At 42.2% G+C, this 18,111-nt stretch carries 20 protein-coding genes; 3 read left to right on the plus strand and 17 right to left on the minus strand.

Annotated features, from left to right (window positions below):
- Positions 1-42: 42 nt before the first annotated feature.
- The 5 genes from hemW to gpr all read right to left on the minus strand — a co-directional run bounded on the left by hemW (position 43) and on the right by gpr (position 6,044).
- Positions 43-1,194, minus strand: a complete 1,152-nt coding sequence (gene hemW / locus N0M92_RS05195) for a radical SAM family heme chaperone HemW (protein WP_260284740.1) — start codon at positions 1,192-1,194, stop codon at positions 43-45.
- An 89-nt stretch (positions 1,195-1,283) separates the two neighbouring features.
- Positions 1,284-3,119: a translation elongation factor 4 gene (gene lepA, locus N0M92_RS05200; RefSeq protein ID WP_260284741.1), complete on the minus strand. Its 1,836-nt coding sequence runs from the start codon at positions 3,117-3,119 to the stop codon at positions 1,284-1,286.
- Between the two features lie 175 nt (positions 3,120-3,294).
- On the minus strand, positions 3,295-3,618 hold the full coding sequence (locus N0M92_RS05205) for a YqxA family protein (protein WP_098369759.1): 324 nt from the start codon (positions 3,616-3,618) through the stop codon (positions 3,295-3,297).
- 21 nt (positions 3,619-3,639) lie between these two features.
- Positions 3,640-4,839: a stage II sporulation protein P gene (spoIIP, locus tag N0M92_RS05210; RefSeq protein ID WP_260284742.1), complete on the minus strand. Its 1,200-nt coding sequence runs from the start codon at positions 4,837-4,839 to the stop codon at positions 3,640-3,642.
- Between the two features lie 86 nt (positions 4,840-4,925).
- Positions 4,926-6,044 (minus strand): GPR endopeptidase, encoded by a 1,119-nt coding sequence (gene gpr / locus N0M92_RS05215; RefSeq protein ID WP_260284743.1) that lies wholly within the window; start codon positions 6,042-6,044, stop codon positions 4,926-4,928.
- A gap of 274 nt (positions 6,045-6,318) precedes the next feature.
- On the opposite strand from gpr, the gene rpsT reads away from it, so the two are divergent.
- Positions 6,319-6,585: a 30S ribosomal protein S20 gene (gene rpsT, locus N0M92_RS05220; protein WP_034308554.1), complete on the plus strand. Its 267-nt coding sequence runs from the start codon at positions 6,319-6,321 to the stop codon at positions 6,583-6,585.
- A gap of 88 nt (positions 6,586-6,673) precedes the next feature.
- On the opposite strand, the gene holA is transcribed toward rpsT, so the two are convergent.
- Entirely contained in the window at positions 6,674-7,687 is a 1,014-nt protein-coding gene (holA, locus tag N0M92_RS05225) for a DNA polymerase III subunit delta (protein ID WP_260284744.1), read from the minus strand.
- Between the two features lie 342 nt (positions 7,688-8,029).
- Between holA and N0M92_RS05230 the strand changes: the two genes are divergently transcribed.
- Positions 8,030-8,164 carry a YqzM family protein gene (locus N0M92_RS05230; RefSeq protein ID WP_034308559.1) on the plus strand — a complete coding sequence of 45 codons (135 nt, stop codon included), beginning with the start codon at positions 8,030-8,032 and terminating at the stop codon, positions 8,162-8,164.
- 76 nt (positions 8,165-8,240) lie between these two features.
- Here N0M92_RS05230 and N0M92_RS05235 read toward each other — a convergent pair whose 3' ends face one another.
- The 3 genes from N0M92_RS05235 to N0M92_RS05245 form a co-directional block, all read right to left on the minus strand.
- Positions 8,241-10,547, minus strand: coding sequence for a DNA internalization-related competence protein ComEC/Rec2 (locus N0M92_RS05235; RefSeq protein WP_260284745.1), 2,307 nt, complete (start codon positions 10,545-10,547; stop codon positions 8,241-8,243).
- An 18-nt stretch (positions 10,548-10,565) separates the two neighbouring features.
- Positions 10,566-11,126 (minus strand): ComE operon protein 2, encoded by a 561-nt coding sequence (locus tag N0M92_RS05240; protein WP_192205654.1) that lies wholly within the window; start codon positions 11,124-11,126, stop codon positions 10,566-10,568.
- A gap of 84 nt (positions 11,127-11,210) precedes the next feature.
- Positions 11,211-11,846, minus strand: coding sequence for a helix-hairpin-helix domain-containing protein (locus N0M92_RS05245; RefSeq protein WP_260284746.1), 636 nt, complete (start codon positions 11,844-11,846; stop codon positions 11,211-11,213).
- A gap of 110 nt (positions 11,847-11,956) precedes the next feature.
- Between N0M92_RS05245 and comER the strand changes: the two genes are divergently transcribed.
- Entirely contained in the window at positions 11,957-12,787 is an 831-nt protein-coding gene (gene comER, locus N0M92_RS05250; protein ID WP_260284747.1) for a late competence protein ComER, read from the plus strand.
- A gap of 105 nt (positions 12,788-12,892) precedes the next feature.
- On the opposite strand, the gene N0M92_RS05255 is transcribed toward comER, so the two are convergent.
- From N0M92_RS05255 to N0M92_RS05290, 8 genes are read right to left on the minus strand one after another with little or no spacing between them, the layout of a single operon-like run.
- Positions 12,893-13,636, minus strand: coding sequence for a class I SAM-dependent DNA methyltransferase (locus tag N0M92_RS05255; RefSeq protein ID WP_260284748.1), 744 nt, complete (start codon positions 13,634-13,636; stop codon positions 12,893-12,895).
- On the minus strand, positions 13,633-13,989 hold the full coding sequence (gene rsfS, locus N0M92_RS05260; RefSeq protein ID WP_034308569.1) for a ribosome silencing factor: 357 nt from the start codon (positions 13,987-13,989) through the stop codon (positions 13,633-13,635). The genes N0M92_RS05255 and rsfS overlap by 4 nt, the downstream gene beginning before the upstream one ends.
- Positions 13,989-14,561 (minus strand): bis(5'-nucleosyl)-tetraphosphatase (symmetrical) YqeK, encoded by a 573-nt coding sequence (gene yqeK / locus N0M92_RS05265; protein ID WP_192205660.1) that lies wholly within the window; start codon positions 14,559-14,561, stop codon positions 13,989-13,991. Before yqeK ends, rsfS begins: the two co-directional genes overlap by 1 nt.
- Positions 14,551-15,120 (minus strand): nicotinate-nucleotide adenylyltransferase, encoded by a 570-nt coding sequence (locus N0M92_RS05270; protein ID WP_260284749.1) that lies wholly within the window; start codon positions 15,118-15,120, stop codon positions 14,551-14,553. Before N0M92_RS05270 ends, yqeK begins: the two co-directional genes overlap by 11 nt.
- A gap of 11 nt (positions 15,121-15,131) precedes the next feature.
- Positions 15,132-15,422 carry a ribosome assembly RNA-binding protein YhbY gene (gene yhbY / locus N0M92_RS05275; RefSeq protein WP_076365174.1) on the minus strand — a complete coding sequence of 97 codons (291 nt, stop codon included), beginning with the start codon at positions 15,420-15,422 and terminating at the stop codon, positions 15,132-15,134.
- Entirely contained in the window at positions 15,416-16,258 is an 843-nt protein-coding gene (gene aroE / locus N0M92_RS05280; RefSeq protein ID WP_260284751.1) for a shikimate dehydrogenase, read from the minus strand. Before aroE ends, yhbY begins: the two co-directional genes overlap by 7 nt.
- 20 nt (positions 16,259-16,278) lie before the next feature.
- Positions 16,279-17,388, minus strand: coding sequence for a ribosome biogenesis GTPase YqeH (gene yqeH / locus N0M92_RS05285; protein WP_397443805.1), 1,110 nt, complete (start codon positions 17,386-17,388; stop codon positions 16,279-16,281).
- A complete protein-coding gene (locus N0M92_RS05290; RefSeq protein WP_192205677.1) occupies positions 17,385-17,906 on the minus strand; it encodes a YqeG family HAD IIIA-type phosphatase in 522 nt (173 codons plus the stop codon). Before N0M92_RS05290 ends, yqeH begins: the two co-directional genes overlap by 4 nt.
- Positions 17,907-18,111 lie beyond the last annotated feature (205 nt).

Below are 18,111 nucleotides of genomic sequence, written 5' to 3' on the forward strand. Positions count from 1 at the left end.
ATGAAAACCGCTAATTCACCGTTAAAATTACATAGATTTCCTTCAGTCGGAATCAATAACGCCTAAAAATGATTGGAACACTTCATTTCCCAGCAGTTTGCCGTGCTCAGTCAAGCGCACAAACCCGTCTTCCACCTTAAGCAGACCCTTTACCGACCCTTCTTCGAGCGGTTTCCTGAAAATCTCCGTCATTTCAACAAAAAATTTATTCTTAAAGATTTCCAATGAAACTCCTTCCGTTTTCCGGAGCCCCAAAAACATCTCCTCTTCCATCCGTTCATGAAGCGGTACCGGGTGTTCTTCCAGCACAGGCAGCTCGTTCGCCTGCAATGGCGTGATATATTTCTTCACAGGCCCATGATTGGCCACCCTATTACCTCCAGTATAGCCATGTGCACCTGCACCAATCCCATAATACTCCACATTATTCCAATATGTCAGGTTGTGCCTGCTTTCAAACCCAGCTCGGGCAAAATTACTGATTTCATATTGATGCAGACCATGCTTCTCCATCTCTTCCATCAGCCTCTCATACATCGAAGCCTCGAGCTCCTGCGGCGGCAGGTTTAATTTGCCCCTTCGCATCTGGTTATAAAAAACCGTCTTCGGCTCAACGATCAATGAGTAGCTGGAATAGTGCGGCAATTGAAGGGCAATCGCTTTATCCAGCGTATCCTTGAAATCTTCCATCGTTTGGCCCGGCAACCCATAAATCAAGTCGATGCTTATATTCGTAAAGCCAACCTCTTGGGCCAAATGAATCGTTTCATATACTTCAGAGGCCCGGTGGGTCCGGCCAATTCGTTTTAATAATTCATCATTGAAGCTTTGCACTCCAAAGCTAAGCCTATTGACCCCCGAATCATAAAGTATCTCGAGTTTTTCCCTCGAAAGATCCCCTGGATTGGCTTCGAATGTATATTCAGCCTTTTCAGGATCAAAGGGCAGGGTTTCATTGATTGCTTCACATAAGAATGCAAGCTGCTTTTCATCTAGAGAGGTCGGTGTCCCTCCACCGACGAAAACCGTCTCCAAACCTTCAGTCGGGTATTTGGAAAGCTGCATCACCATTTCCCTTTTCATCATCTGTAAATATTCGTCGACCGGCTGTCCCTGCAAAAATACTTTATTGAAATCACAATAATGACAAATATGTTCACAAAATGGTATATGGAGGTAGGCGCTTTTGATCATTGTGTTCACAACCTTTTAATCGAATGAGTCGATAGAAAAAGAGGCTAGATCTCCTCTACCCTCTTTTTTCTAACTACCGTTTATTTTATTTATTTTTTTGGTGTCGTATCATCCATTTTCAAAACAGCCATGAAAGCTTCTTGCGGAACTTCAACTGAACCTACTTGTTTCATCCGCTTTTTACCTTCTTTCTGTTTTTCGAGCAACTTACGTTTACGGGAAATATCGCCGCCGTAACATTTAGCCAATACGTTTTTGCGCATTGCACTAATTGAAGAACGGGCTATGATTTTTTGCCCGATTGCCGCTTGGATCGGCACTTCAAATTGTTGTCTTGGAATTAGCTTCTTCAATTTTTCAACAATGACCTTCCCGCGTTCATAAGCAAAGTCCTTATGAACAATGAAACTTAAAGCATCGACAGTTTCAGAATTCAATAAGATATCCATCTTCACTAGTTTGGACGGTTTGTAGCCGATCAACTCATAATCGAATGAAGCATAGCCTCTTGTATTGGATTTCAATTGATCAAAGAAATCATACACGATTTCCGATAACGGAATTTCGTAATGAATGCTCACACGAGTCTCATCGATATATTCCATATCAATGAAGTTACCGCGTTTATTTTGACAGATTTCCATGATTGCCCCAACAAACTCCGTCGGTGCCATCATCGTTGCTTTGACATATGGCTCCTCGACCCGTTCGATTTTTTGAGCATCAGGCATATTAGATGGGTTATCCACTTTCAGGACCGTTCCGTCCGTTTGGACCACATCATAAATAACACTAGGTGCAGTGGTGATCAGATCGATTTTGAATTCACGTTCAATTCGTTCCTGGATAATTTCCATATGAAGGAGTCCAAGGAATCCGCAACGGAAACCGAAGCCCAATGCTTGCGATGATTCCGCTTCGAACTGAAGTGCTGAATCGTTCAATTCCAATTTTTCCAATGCATCCCGTAAATCATTGAATTTCGATGCGTCAATCGGGTATAAACCGCAATATACCATCGGATTCATCTTCCTGTAACCCGGCAATGGTTCTGTCGCGCCATTCGCGGCACTTGTAATCGTATCACCAACAGTCGTATCACCAACGTTTTTAATGGATGCCGTAAGGAAACCTACATCACCGACATTCAGTTCATCCAACAGCTGGGTCTTAGGGTTGAAGACACCCAATTCGGTAACATCGAATTCTTTGCCAGTGGACATCATTTTGATTTTGTCGCCCACTTTAACGGAACCCTCGACAACCCGGATATAGGCAACTACACCGCGGTACGCATCAAACAGTGAATCGAAAATAAGCGCCTTGAAAGGAGCATCGGGATCACCTTGTGGAGCTGGAACCAATTCAACGACCTGTTCCAAAATCTCCTCGATTCCGATTCCGGCTTTAGCCGAAGCCAAGACTGCATCGGAAGCATCCAATCCGATCACTTCCTCGATTTCTCCACGCACCCGTTCCGGATCTGCACTCGGCAAATCAATTTTATTGATGACCGGAATGATTTCAAGGTTGTTGTCCAAAGCTAGATACACGTTTGCAAGCGTTTGGGCCTCAATACCTTGTGCCGCATCGACAACAAGGACAGCGCCTTCACACGCTGCAAGGCTTCGTGACACTTCATACGTAAAATCGACATGTCCCGGTGTATCAATAAGATGGAAGATATATTCTACTCCATCTTTCGCGTTATATTTCAATTGAATCGCATTCAATTTAATCGTAATTCCGCGCTCACGCTCTAAATCCATGGAATCCAACAACTGACTCTTCATTTCACGCTGAGTCATGGCGTTCGTTTTTTCAATGATACGATCCGCCAATGTAGATTTACCATGATCAATATGAGCGATGATGGAAAAGTTACGAATTTTTGATTGTCTTTTTAATTTTTCTTCTCTATTCATGACGTTCACTCCCACTAGTCGACACAATACACTATTTTTTATTATATCAATAGAAAATGCAAGATTCAACAGAATAGTTACAAAAGAAGCATCATTGCAGGGCAATGGATAAAAAAAGGCTGCATTCCGAATTCGGATGCAGCTTTTGGCAGGGCACACTCAACTTGTTTCATATCTAAATCATATCAATCAGGGCTTGAAAAGCACCTGATATGGACTCTCCCAGCGTTTTGCCGATCGATGAAAAAAAGTTGAAGGCTTTCATTTCTTCAAGTTTTTCTTTTTTCGTCTCTAAATCATGACTTGTTACTTTTTCGCCAAGGATATCCGCTTCCATCTCCCCTTGGTCCGATTGGTTAATCATGAATGCACTATTCAAAGAGGGATCTTCGTACCCCTTCATTTTTTTCATCCCGTCGTTTGCTTGCTGCATCCCAATCAGAACACCTAAAAATAATACGAGCACGATCCCTGTACATTTCAACCAAAATCGAACCATGATAAGAGAACTCCTTTCAAATCACTTCGCTTCCGAATCCCCGGTCGGGTTATCCACTGCTTTGGCATCCCAGTAAAACTCACTGAAAACATCGCTAAAGGCATCTACGGTCAAGTACATTTCCTCGAAAGTATTATCAACACCGCCAATTTCAATGAGCATGGAATTGCCTGATAAATCCTGATTGTATACTCCATTCTGCCCCGCTCCGCCTTGTTTCATAACCCCGCGTGAAATACCTGGGTATTTTTTCTCCAAAGCTTTATGAAGCTTATTGGCAAGCGCGGCATTTTTTTCGAAGTTCGGGTTATTGCCCCCAATCACGAAGGCAATCTTGGCATAATCTTTACCGTTAATGTTAATGGTCGTATGTTTTTTTCGTTTCGAATCACGGTGGATATCAATCATATATTCTAGATTTTTGTTAGTGGCTAATGCCGTCTGAACAGACTTTCGGGATTCTTGATAGGATTTGGCATAATTCAATCCTTTATTATTCAGATTTCCCATGATATCTGTTTTATCGAGCGAGGAACCAATCCCCTTATCAGCCAGATCTTCAACCATCCGTTCACCGAGTTTCGTAATATTGATTTTAGAATGGTAGGCCAGGTCCGGATTTGTCACGCCTTTTAAATATGGAAGATATGACTCCCGATTATGACTATGGTAAATCTCGACCACTTTCCGTCCATTGGTCGTTTGTTTCGGCTGATTTGCCGCTCCTTTTTCCGGTTCTTCAATCTCATCCAGGTTTTGCAGGGATGCATCCCTTTCTTCATTCAGGACGTCTACTGGCGGCGAAGATTCATATGGCATATTCGTATAGTTCGTTCCTTCCCCAGCAACGAGGATTTCATTATCAAAAATCGAAAAGCCAGGCAGTTCCCTTCCAAGTAAACTTCGCGGGTCCTCGAGTGAAATGTTTGTCGAGACTTTTATCAATTGATTCGTGATCACTGATTCCTGCTTACCTTCCGGCAGGGCATTAAAAAGATAATGGTTTTCATTGGCCAGCATCGAGAACAGCATTTTTCCCGAGAATTGGTTGGCTACAGTATGTACGGAATTAGAAGATATCCGATACTCCGGTCTTAGGGAAGTCATGACCCCACTTACTGAAAAAACAAAAAGAAGCAAGGCGAGAATACCTAGAAAAGTTTTTATTATTGTTGATCCGTGAACGGCTGTTATGATTCCTGGGGAATTTCTTCTTTTCATCCTTCCACCCTCTCTATAGCTTGTCTATTAATACCTATGACTTTGCTAGAAAGGGTAGAACACCATTTTTGGGCACTGAAAGTGATTTAACGGGTGTAGTAGCCGGCATTATCCTGATTTATTGAATGATGCAAGGCTGCATTTAAACCATTGGCTATCAAATTGGCCATATCCTCAATGAAAACATCGACTTCTTTCGGTGTAACCATTAAATTTTGACCAAGAGGTGACAGCACTTCATAAATCAATTTCCGTTTCTCTTCATCAGGGAGGACACCTATCATTCCCAAGAAGGTTTGGCGCTCCTTTTCACCTGGCATATCCTCTTCCGTCAACTTCGTACGCTTCCCGAAACTGAACCCAGCGGGTGCCAACGATCGTGATGGTCTGTCCCCTTCATTCAGTTCCTTGCCAAAGTGCTTCAAAATATAATCTATCGTATCGCTGGCAATTGATACGGCATCCACGACGGTAGGTATTCCAATTGCTATAACAGGAACTCCCAGTGTATCATGGCTCAATTCCTTTCGTTTATTTCCAACACCAGACCCTGGATGGATGCCTGTATCCGTAATTTGAATCGTGGAATTCACCCGTTCGATCGAACGGGCAGCCAATGCGTCAACGACGATCAGGAAATCAGGTTTACTTTTTTCGATGACTCCTTTAATGATGTCACTCGTCTCGATTCCCGTAATCCCCATCACACCGGGGGAAATCGCACTGACCGGCCGATAGCCTTCCTTGACGGACTCCGGCTGCAATTCGAATAAATGCCTTGTGACTACAAGGTTCTCAACGACTGCTGGTCCAAGAGCATCGGGCGTAACATTCCAATTACCAAGACCGACAACCAAACAGCTGCTTTCTTTGGTGATCTTATTCCGTTTCATGAAGTAAGCCAGTTCGTTGGCGAACACCTTTTCCACCCGTTGCTGCGTTTCCGTATCCTGCTGGCGGATGCCCTGCACTTCGATGGTCAAATAACTGCCCTGTTTCTTACCGATTTCCTTTTCCCCCTCAGCCGTGACCTCGACCAAGGATACCTTCAGATCATCCACTTCTTTTTCCTTGATAATGACCCCTTCGATACGGGATACATCAACTTCCTCTACAACACCTTTATGTTCAAGGGCAATTTCCTTTGCTTCTATCGCCAAATCTGTACGAATTCCGTATTCACTAAGGTCCAAATTATTTTCCATAACGGCCTCCTGATGTTTGAATTGTATCGAATCTAGTATTTTCAATAGTCTCTCTTAAACATTCTGTCATTTTTGCTTTTTTATTATTCATTTTTTTGGTACAATGAGTGATGACGAGATGAATTTATTCCCGAAATTATAATTCCTTTTCGATTCTCAATCTGAAGTATTGCATATTTATGAGCAGTCTGATAGAATATCACTTGTGCTATTTGATATGGATTTGAAAAGTCGAGTTCATATAATCTCGATTTCTTTGTAGGAGGTGAACGGAATGCCAAACATTAAATCTGCTATTAAACGTGTGAAAATTAACGACAAAAAACGCGTTCATAACATTACTGTTAGATCAACTATGCGTACTACAGTGAAAAACGCTGAAGTTGCATTAGCTGGTGAAAACGTTGAAGCTGCTAAAGAAGCTCTTTTAACAGCTGCTGTGAAATTAGACAAAGCTGCATCTAAAGGATTAATCCATAAAAATGCGGCAGCCCGTAAAAAATCTCGTTTAGCGAAAAGACTTAACGCTCTTAACGCATAATGACAAAAAATAAACGATCCAATCGGATCGTTTTTTTTGTGCCGTTTTTTGCATAAAAAAGGTGACAGGATATCTGCCACCTTTTTTATCATCTAATTTTTAAAAGCAGCAGCTCAAGCGTGATTGCCTTATCCGCTTGGCCGGTCTTCATTTTATAATCCGCTTCCGCTAAGTCGTTCATGATGCTCAACAGCTCGCGTTCCTGGAATTTCCCCGTCTTTTCAAGTGCCAGCTTTACCCGGTAAGGGTGCACCTTCAGTTGACCCGCAATTTTTTGCTGGCTATAACCCTGACGGGAAAGCTCCTTCACTTGATACATGAGCCTGACCTGGCCTGCAATGACACTCAAGATCTTGATGGGTTCTTCATTCTGCCTGAGAAGATCGTGCAGTATCGTCATGGCACTCTCCATCTTTCGCTGTAACACATGATCAACAAGCGTGAAGATATTCTGTTCAAGGGATTTAGCGACCAGCTTTTCCACTATCTCGACCGTTATATGTTTATCAGCTTCTGCATAAAGCACCATTTTATCCAGTTCATTCGTCAGCATCATCAGATTCGTTCCTGCAAGTTCAAGTAAAAGCTCTATAGCCTGCTCATCTATTTGGACTGAAGAAGTTTCGACCCTCTCCTTCACCCACCCCTTTAATTCATGATCACCAAGCTTCTTCGCTTCAACGAGAACCGCCTTACGCTTAAGTTCCTTGGTGATTTTTTTCCGTTCATCCAGTTTCTCATAAGGTGCGGTCAATACGACAATAGAATAAGGGACCGGGTCAGCCAAATACGCTTCCAGTCTTTTTACATTATGTTCAACTCTTGACTTCGTTTTTTCAGCTGTCAAAAAAAATGGGTTTTGCATGAAAACAAGGCGCCTTTCCCCGATAAATGGGAGGGTTTCGACATCTTCAAGCGCAGTTTCAACAGGCGTCTCTTCTAAATCAAATTGAGCAAAGTTAAAATCCATCTCATCTTCGTGAAGGACATTCTCGATCAATAGCTGCTTCGTTTCATTAATTAGATAGGCTTCTGTTCCATATAACAAGTATACTGGAGCGAATTGCCCTTTTTTTATACTTTTCCAAACGTCTAATACCAATAGAATCCGCCTCTTTACTATGTATTCTTCTCTAATGGTATAGGTGGATGGACCATTTGACAAGCCATAAAGGGAACTAACCCTTAAAAAGGGCTAGTTCCGGATCTATATGAACACTTACAAGAAAGGCCCGGGTAATCTTCCTTGAAAGCGGGTAGAGTATTCATGTAGAACAAAAAATGAGCTTTTCTCTTTCGCTTGCTTTGTTTGTACTTATATTTTGACCTCAAAAACCCAAACTATTTGTGTCAACTCTTGTCAGTAAAGGAAATGAGGAATGAAGCCTGTAGCTTTTTTTTTGGTAATGTTTTATACTATTAGCAGAAATAGGAGGGGTAAATAATGAACGAATTCGAAAAGAATGTTCAGTCAAAAACAGATGACGTCGCTGATTCCGCTATAGGATTCATCGGTTCTTTTGTATTTTTCGCTGCCATGTTCACCATAGCTGTCGTCATTAAAGCTGTCGGATCCTGATTTCTTTAACTACTTGCACTTATTTTTCCTGATGGAGGCTGCCGCTGCAGTCTCTTTCTTTTTGATTTTCTACATACTATGGGAGTATCTTCCGAAAGGTTCCACTGCTTTTGTAATACTTGTAAATAATAGAACCATCCTCGTCCGTCCTGAACACCTTTATGCCATCTTTCTCAAGATTCGCAATTACGTCTCCATGAGGGTGACCGTAGCGATTATCCTTTCCAACTGAAATAAGCGCCGCTTTCGCCTGTATCTGTTCAAGGAATGCCGCGGAAGAAGAAGTTTTACTGCCATGGTGTCCAACCTTCAAGATATCCGCCTGCAACTGCGGAAATGCGCTCAATAATTCCCTTTCCCCTTCTTCTCCCATATCACCGGTTAATAACCATGACAATCCCCCAAGCTCCGTGAATAGAACTATGGATGAATCATTCTTATTTTCCTCTTTCTTATATGGACTGAGAACAGCAAACGGCGCTCCTCCAGCAAACCAATTATCCCCCCTTCTCAGTACAGTCATTTTCATTTTTTTATCTCTTGCCACCGACACAAAATCCATATCCCTATATTGCTCTTCACTCCAGCCTCCAATGATGATCTCCCCAGTTTTAAAATTCTCAATCAATTCTTTTGCGCTTCCAATATGATCTGCATCCGGATGGGTTAAAATGAGTTTGTCCAATTGGTGGATTCCCTTACTTTTCAATAATGGAATGATGATATCATCCGCGGTGTTGAACTTCTTTCGCTTTTTTGCCCACGTCTCGATTGGAAATGTAATTTGCCCACCCGTATCGATCAAATAATTGCCGCGATTGAACGGCAGGATAATTAAAATGGAGTCACCTTGTCCAACGTCGATGATCTGCACTTCACCAAAGGGAGAGAACCTTTGTAAATTATATTGAAAAAACAAAAGGACAATCATTATTCCGCACCAGATTTTACTTTTTTCAAAAGATATATCCCAAGTCAGGTATAACCCTAAAAGGGAAATAACAAGTAATACCATCATGATGAAAGATGGTTTTCCAAACGGAATGGAAGCCAACGGCAAATCCGATGCCGCATCCGCGGCTTTATTGCATAGTACGAATGTGAAATTCAATAATGATATGAGGGGTTGCCCCAAGGGAGGCAGCAATAAATGAATAAGGAGGGAAATCAACGAAAGCGGCAGCAATATGATGGAATAAAGCGGAACATACAATACGTTTAGAAACACGCCAAGAAAGGATACTTCAAAAAAGTGGAAAAGCAAAATCGGAAGGGCTGCCAATTGGCTGATGGAACTGATGATGAATAGCTGCGTTGTTTTCTTAGGATATTGCAAGAAAATGCTTGAAGACATGATAATGGAGAAAGTGACTGCGAATGAAAGCTGAAAACCTATATCATAGATCATGTTAGGCTGAAAAAACAATAATGCCATATAAGTCAATCCGATTGCGGCACCCGCAGAGAGTCGCTTCTTGAATAACAGGAGCAGAAAGAAAAGCATAGCCATTAAACAGGACCTCACCACGGATGGACTTGCACCTGATAGTAACATGTAAACCGGAAGGAAGATTAAGATGGCCACCATCATCCTTTCCCGTGTAATCCCAACCCTGATGCCGAAGTAAAATAACATCCCCGTTAAAAAACTGACATGGAGACCGGAAATCGCAAGTAAATGAACTAGCCCCAACCGCTGGTAATTAGTAAGGTCGCCTTCATCTATATATGTCTGGTCGCCGAATATGAGAGCTGTGACAAAACCGCTTGATTCTTCTGGAAAGTGTTCCATAATATACGTAATTCCCTTCAAGCGCAAATTACGAATCGAAACCGGAATCGAGTTTTCAGCCTTTTTGCATTCTTCAAAGGAAATGGAATCTGCTTTGAACATCCAATGGATGCCTTGGCGAAAAAGATAACGTTGGTAATCGAAACTGTTTTCATTCCTGTTTTTGTCGGGAATTTGCAATGTCCCTCCAGCCGGACATGATAAACCGATGCGCAGAAACCGACTCAGCTTTTCCTGTTCCAATTCGGTTGTGATTTTATAACGAAGCACTAGCCGTTCACCTTTCTCACCGCGCACGAAACCTTTTAACGAATTTCCATCTATATTCGGTTGGCCGGTAAATGTGATGATAAATCGGCTTTCCGTACCATGATAGGCAGTTTTGTTTCGGTGATCGGAGAAGGAGGCAGCCCCTAAAAATATCCCCATGATCACCAAATGAAAACTTAGTGCCTTCACGCTTAACCCCACCGAAAAATAAAGGAAACAGAGAAAAATAAAGATAATGATCAGCAGCCTTACATTTAAAAAAGAATGGGCCGTAACACCAAATGTAGCCGAAACGGCTAGTAAGATAAGATGTCTAGCCATGCCTGCCCCCCGTCCTTTTTAATTTTCAAATATTTGATTGGCCTGCTTTTCCAACTCCATTAAATCTTCTTTTGTCAGGTCTGTTCGTTCAAGCTGAGCCAGCAATGAAAATACAAAGTCCTTTTTTTGTTTTCCATTAACATCGATGGCCCCTTTTGCTTCAACTTTCTCGGTCTTGACACCTGCCTGTTTGAATAATTCCAGGGCATATGGATGATTTTTGTAATCCTCCGCATAATAAACAGCCTTTATGCCAGCTTGAATGAGTGATTTACAGCACTGAAGACATGGAAAATGCGTTACATATATTTCTGCACCATCAGTGGGCACCCCAAATTTCGCACATTGTAAAAGTGCATTCATTTCTGCATGTATCGTTCTGACACAATGATTATCAATTACATAACAGCCGTCATCAATACAATGCGTCCCTCCCGCAATGGACCCATTATATCCCCCCGCAATGATTCGGTTGTCCCTGACGATGGTCGCCCCTACAGTGAGGCGTGTACATGTGCTTCTTAAAGCTAATAAATGGCTTTGCGCCATGAAATATTGATCCCAACTAATTCTGTTCATGTTCTATCCCTATCCCCTTACCACTAGAATGATTTTCTTCAATTTTACCCTCTTCCTGGCCATTTGTGTAGCATATTCAATCATTCATTTAACCGAAATGGAATCCCGTAACCTTTCAAACGTTTTATCGCCGATTCCCGTTACCTTCTTCAAGTCATCGACCTCCTTGAATTTCCCTACCGTTTCTCTGTATTCCAGGATTGCATTCGCTTTTGATGGTCCAATTCCCGTCAAGGTTTCCAATTCTTCCTGTGTAGCTGTATTCAAGTTCACCAGTCCTCCTGATGTCCTCCCAGAGACGGCATCACCAGACGGCCCGACTTGCATATTCTCCAGCTTCCCCTCGTCTTCTTCACCTATTTCCGGAACATAAATGACCATTTGGTCTTCGACGATTTGAGCAAAATTCACTTTATCTTTATCAGCCTTGTCCGTAAAACTCCCCGCAGCCGAAATCAAATCGATCACCCGGTCACCTGCCTGTGCAGTGAATAGGCCTGGGGATTTGACCGCTCCTTTAACGTCCACTTTAATGATCTCAGGTTCGGCAGGCGTTTCCTCTTCACTTTGTTTAATTTCAGCATCTTTTGCAGTAATGGCAAAAATATCTTCTGTATCAGCCGGATCCTCCCCCTGTTGCAAAAAAAAGTAAATGCCCGCTGCCACAAATGCCACGGCAACAGTTACCAACATCCATTTCCGTTTAAAAATCGCTTCCATTTCTTTACCTCCTTATTGGATTTCGCACCATACATTGTCATAGGACAGATTAAAAATACATAGTGTTTCTAGGAGAATCAATCGCTTTAAGTGAGAGGAGTTGATCGGAATTGAAGAAAATCGGTGTTATCGGAACCGGAAATATGGGAACCATTTTAATCGAGGCATGGCTGGAGGCAAAAATATTGAATCCGGCAGATCTAATCATTACAAATCGCACGCTTTCCAAAGCATTGCTACTGAAAGAAAAACACCCTGGTATCAAGGTTGCGGAAAGCGCAGCCGAAATCGTCCAACAAGCGGACTTTATCTTTCTCTGTGTAAAACCATTGCAAATTAACAGCCTATTACAGGACATCAAACATCATATAAAAAGGGATCAGCTGGTTATTTCCATCACAAGCCCGCTTTCAGTTTCCCAGCTTGAATCCGCCGTGAACGCCCCTTGTGCCCGTTTTATCCCGAGCATAACCAACCGTGTGGGTTCAGGGGTATCGTTACTGAGCTTCAGCAAGAGCTGCAGTAAGGAGAAAGTGTCAGCTTTATTTGATTTGGCCTCTGCCATATCGGCACCGGTCATCATTGAAAATGATATCACCCGGGTAGCTTCCGATATCGTCAGCTGCGGTCCTGCCTTTTTCAGCTATTTAGCACAAGCTTTTATTGACGCGGCTTGCCAAACGACGAAGATAGATAAAGAAACGGCTACGACTTTGACTGAGAATATGCTGGTTGGCTTAGGGGAACTGCTCGGTAAAGGGGTTTATACATTGCCGACCTTACAGGAAAAGGTTTGTGTAAAGGGTGGAATAACAGGTGAGGGGATCAAGGTTTTAGAAGCGGAAACCGGGGAAATGTTCCATCATCTTTTTCAAGCGACACATGAAAAGTTTGCAGAGGATCTTCACGAAGTTGAAGAGCAGTTCGGCCATCCTTATTAATATTCGCAATCAATATCTTTAACTCCTTCTGAAAGTATAAAAAAGAAGAGGTCAGACCTCCGCTCGTACAGTAAGATGTACGAACGGAGGCTCTTGACCTCTTTATCATTTACTGGCTACAAATAAGATTCTTTCGGTTTCCGCTACAAGCGGTGCTTCTTCAAGGTCCGCCAGAATTTCAGAAACCGTAAAACCTGCTTGCTCCAACCACTTTTTATATTGTTCAACCGGATAGGTCCGTTGATAATGCAACTCATCAAACCGGTCATACAGACCGTTTTCATCATCCCTTACGAAAAAACTTAAATCATGTTCCACACTATAAGGTTCTTCACCTGGGAAGCAGTCCCATATATAGGATACTTCTTCACCATTGACAGCAAACGTATTATCACGAAAGATTTCTTCCATTTTATAAATGGAATGGACATCAAACAAAAATAATCCGCCATCTTTCAAATGCTCATGAACCCGGCTGAACGTCTTGACTATATCTTCCTCATTACGAAGGTAGTTCAGCGAATCACAAAAAATCGTGACACAATCAAATTGGCCAAGTCCTTCGAGTTCTGCCATATCCTGCTGGAAAAGCGGAATCGATAATCCAAGCTTAACCGCTTTTTCATTAGCAACAAGAAGCATTTCATCAGATAAATCCACACCGGTGACTTCGAAACCGTGTTGCGCCAATTCAACGGTCATTTCCCCGGTTCCACACGCTAAATCCAGGACTTTCCTGCCGCCAATTCCGTACTGTTCCAGCTTCGCCGTAAGGATCATCAGCCATTTTTCATAAGGTGCGTCCTTCATCAGTTCATCGTATACATAGGCAAAGCGTTCGTACGTCATGAAGTCAGTTCACTCTCTAGATCTTCAAAAGGTGCATCTCCCCATAAACGTTCGAGATTATAGTAATTTCTTTCATCTTTATGGAAAATGTGGGCCACTACATCGCCAAGATCAACAAGCACCCATTTCGCCTCGTCAAAACCCTCAAGACGTTTTACATTGATTCCTGATTCATCAGCTTTGCTCTTCATTTCACGAGCTATTGCTTGTACTTGTTTTTCAGAATTACCGTGGCAGATCAAAAAGTAATCCGCTACTAGGGAAATACCTTGCATGTTCAATGCCACGATATCCTCCGCTCTTTTATCGTCCGCCGCTTTTGCTGCAATTACAAGAAGTTCACGTTCAGTCATTACATCTTCTCCTTCAAATTCATGATCAAATCATTATATGTCTTAAATGTGTCAGGGTAAATTGCCTGATTTCTTTTCATTAAAAAAACAACTGTATTCCTTAAAGCCTGAATGACAGCATGATCCAAATTTTGCTTTGCCGTCTGCCTGACTTCATCGACACCGGGAAAAGAACGTCCCGGCTCAATATAGTCAGCAAGGTATACGACTTTATCCAATAGGCTCATGCCAACCCTGCCAGACGTGTGATAGGCAATCGCATCCAAGATTTCAGCGTCCTGAATGCCAGCTTCCTTTTTCACCAGATAAGCCCCGACAGGAGCGTGCCACAGCTCCATATTGTATTCAAGTAGAGCCTGGTCCATTTTTTCAGCGATTATTATTTGCTCCATTTCCTCTTTTGGACGAAATTTTGCATAATCATGGAAAATGGCTGCCAGTTCGGCTTTTTTGACGTCGGCACCATACCGTTCAGCAAGTTCAATCGCTGACTCGACCACACCCAATGTATGAATGTACCTGCGCTCGGTGATTTGTTCTTTGACCAGCGCCAATGCTTTCTCACGATTCATATAAACCATTCCCTTTAATATACTTCACCACTGGATCTGCTATTAAATATTTCACGGTTTTCCCCGTTCTTAACTTCCTTCGTATCATGGAAGACGAAATGAACATCTGGGGGACTTTCACCATCGTGATTGGGTATAAGGTCTTTTCGTTATATCCAGGGCGCTTCACACCGACGAAATTGACCATATGCACCAGCTCGTCGATACGGTGCCAATTTGGTAAGTACTCAATCATATCTGCGCCAATTATGAAATAGAACTCATTGGTTGGCTCAAGTTCTTTCAGCAATTTTATTGTGTCATACGTATAAGATGTGCCTTTTCTTTCTATTTCAATACCCTCAATATAAAAAGATGGGTTTCCGGCTAGCGCGTTTTCCAACATGGCCAGCCTGTCCATATCGGTTACTTCCTCCGATTTTTCCTTATGCGGAGGAACGTGATTCGGCATGAACCTGATTTCATCTAGGTCAAGGGCATCCAGCACTTCATTCGCTATAATTAAATGCCCGATATGCGGAGGATTGAATGTACCGCCAAGAATTCCAATTTTTTTCATAGATAGGTTCCTTAAGGTAATTTAAGTTGTTTGTTTTCTTTTGATTCTTTATACAGCACAATTGTGTTGCCGATAATCTGAACCAATTCCGCCCGTGCACCTTTTGATAAAGAAAGTCCCACATCATCGCGGTCCTCTTCACAGTTTTGAAGGATGCTGACCTTAATTAATTCACGTACTTCTAGCGCCTCACCAATTTGCTTGATGAGATTATCATTGACGCCGCCTTTACCAACTTGAAAAATTGGATTGAGGTGATGGGCCTTTGATCGTAAAAATCTTTTCTGTTTTCCTGTTAACATGTGTTACCTCCTAGTTTGTTCAAGACAATATCTGTCATTCTTGCTGTATCCGGCATAATGCCTGTCCATATCTCAAATGCGAGCGCAGCCTGGTTGATGAACATCCCCAAACCATTTTGCGTTTCCGCCCCTTTTTCCCCCGCTTCACGAAGCAGTTTGGTTTGCAAGGGGTTATAGATGATATCACTGACAATTGCACCGGTTTTAAGCTGGTCGACCTTTAACGGTGAATGATCCAATTCCGGGCTCATTCCAGCAGAAGTCGTTTGGATGATTAAATCATATTGTGATAAGCTTTCTTCCGCTTCGATAATCGAGAGTGCCTTCGATACTTTATCATATGGGCAATCAGAAACAAGCTGGGCCGCTCTTTCCTTTGTCCGGTTTGCAATATCAACTTGCTTTACCCCTTCTTTTACAAGGGTAAAATAAATCGCACGCGCAGCACCGCCCGCTCCGATCACTAACGTTTTTTTAGCCTTGATGTCACTTGATATTTCATCGCATAAAGATTTGAAAAATCCTTTTCCGTCTGTATTATACCCTATAAACCTGCCATTTTTGTTAACAACCGTATTTACAGCCCCGATTGCAAGGGCAAGTTCATCCACTTCATCAAGGAAAGGAATGATTGAAGTCTTATGAGGAATCGTGATGTTAAACCCTTCTATACCAAGGGCTTTCATGCCTTTCACGGCATCGTTCAAACCTTCTTTCGTCACATGAAAATGATGATAAACCGCTTCTATATTTTCTTTTTCAAATGCATCATTATGAATGTCCGGTGACATCGAATGTGCAATTGGATCTCCCATTACCCCATATATCTTTTTCATAGACTTGACGACCCCTATATTTAGATTAATGATTTGCGAACGATCACATTGACGCCCTTTGGAACATGTGCAACGATTTTCGCTCCCGGCTCATTGACCGTCACCCAGCCAAGACCAGAAAACACAATATCCATTTTACCATCTTTCAAGGAGAACTCATGTGGAATCAGCTTCGGAAACTCCTCGATTTGTTCAGGCCGTGGGGGCGTCAGTAATTCCCCGGCATGGTTTTTATACAATTCATCGGCATTTTCGAGTTTTGTACGGTGAATATTCAATTCATTCGAAAGGTAGCATGTCAATGAACGCCTTCCGCCTGAGACATAGTCCAACCGGGCCAACCCTCCGAAAAATAGCGTCTGCGCTTCATTCAGTTGGTACACTCTCGGTTTGATTTCCTTTTTCGGCATAATCACCTTGAAGTCCCGTTTGTCCACATAGTGAGCCATTTGATGATGATTAATGATTCCTGGTGTATCGATCAATGCCTGTCCATCATCCAAAGGAATTTCGATCATATCCAAGGTAGTCCCAGGGAAGTGGGAAGTCGTGATGATATCACCTTCTCCGCTCACTTCTTTTATAAGACGGTTGATGAAAGTCGATTTCCCTACATTCGTACAACCCACTACATAGACATCTTTACCTCTCCGATACCGCTCAATCGCATCAGCCGCTTCAAGTATGTGCTTTCCCTTTTCCGCACTGACAAGCAGGACATCAACCGGGTTAAGACCCAATTCCTTGGACGATTGCTTCATCCAATTGATCAACTTGTTCGGCTTTACGGATTTTGGCAATAAATCAACCTTATTTCCGATCAGAAGAACATCATTTCTTCCTACAAATCGATGCAGGCCAGGCAGCCAGCTTCCATTGAAATCAAAAATATCGACGACTTTGACGATTAAAGAGTCGGTTTCGCCTACTTTATTCAAGATTTTCAGGAAGTCATCGTCTGTTAAGGAAACATCCTGAACTTCGTTATAATGTTTCAATTTAAAGCAGCGCTGACAAACGATGGTCTCCTTTTCCAGAGCTGATTTAGGGGCAAAGCCCAATTCCTTCGGATCTTCAGTCTGGACCTTCACACCGCAGCCGATGCACACTAATTCTTGATGATTGTTCAATTGTGATCCTCCCATTCTATCATTCCTTTTCGTTTAAAAAACGCCATGATCTTTCTTTCAAAATAACGATTGATCCTTGTCCTGAATTCGTCGGTTTGTGCTACAGGGAGCACTAAGATCGTATGAAACCCGCCTCTGTTCCCTCCCAATACATCCGTCAATAACTGATCGCCGATTACCACCGTTTCTTCCAATTTCAACCCCATTGTCTTACGGGCCTTATGGAAAGCTCTTGCCATCGGTTTTCTGGCCTGGAAGATAAACGGAATGTGAAGCGGATCGGAAAAAGCCCGAACCCGATTTTCATTATTATTGGACACAATCGTCACTAAAATCCCATGATCCCGCATATTGTCGAACCATTTGATTAAATCGGGGGTGGCAGTTGGCCTGTCCCATTCAACGAGAGTATTATCCAAATCGGTAATGACTCCCTTAATCCCTCTTTTTTTCAATTCTTGAGGATCTATATTAAAAATGCTTTTAACATGTTCACTCGGCAAAAATAATTTAAGCATATTGACACCTCTATATTTTCGTTAAAATTTACCGTCTCCATCATATCGAATTTTCAGCACACTTTCAAAAAAAATTAGGAAAAAAGGGCTGTCGGTAAAGAAACATCATAATGTATGTTTTCTGATATGGAAAGGCATTTTTCATTAAATAATGGGAAATTTGCAGTCTGACCAGAACAAAAGAACTAATTATTCATAAAAGATT

The sequence above is a fragment of the Peribacillus aracenensis genome, assembly GCF_025175645.1.
GTDB classification, from domain to species: domain Bacteria; phylum Bacillota; class Bacilli; order Bacillales; family DSM-1321; genus Peribacillus; species Peribacillus aracenensis.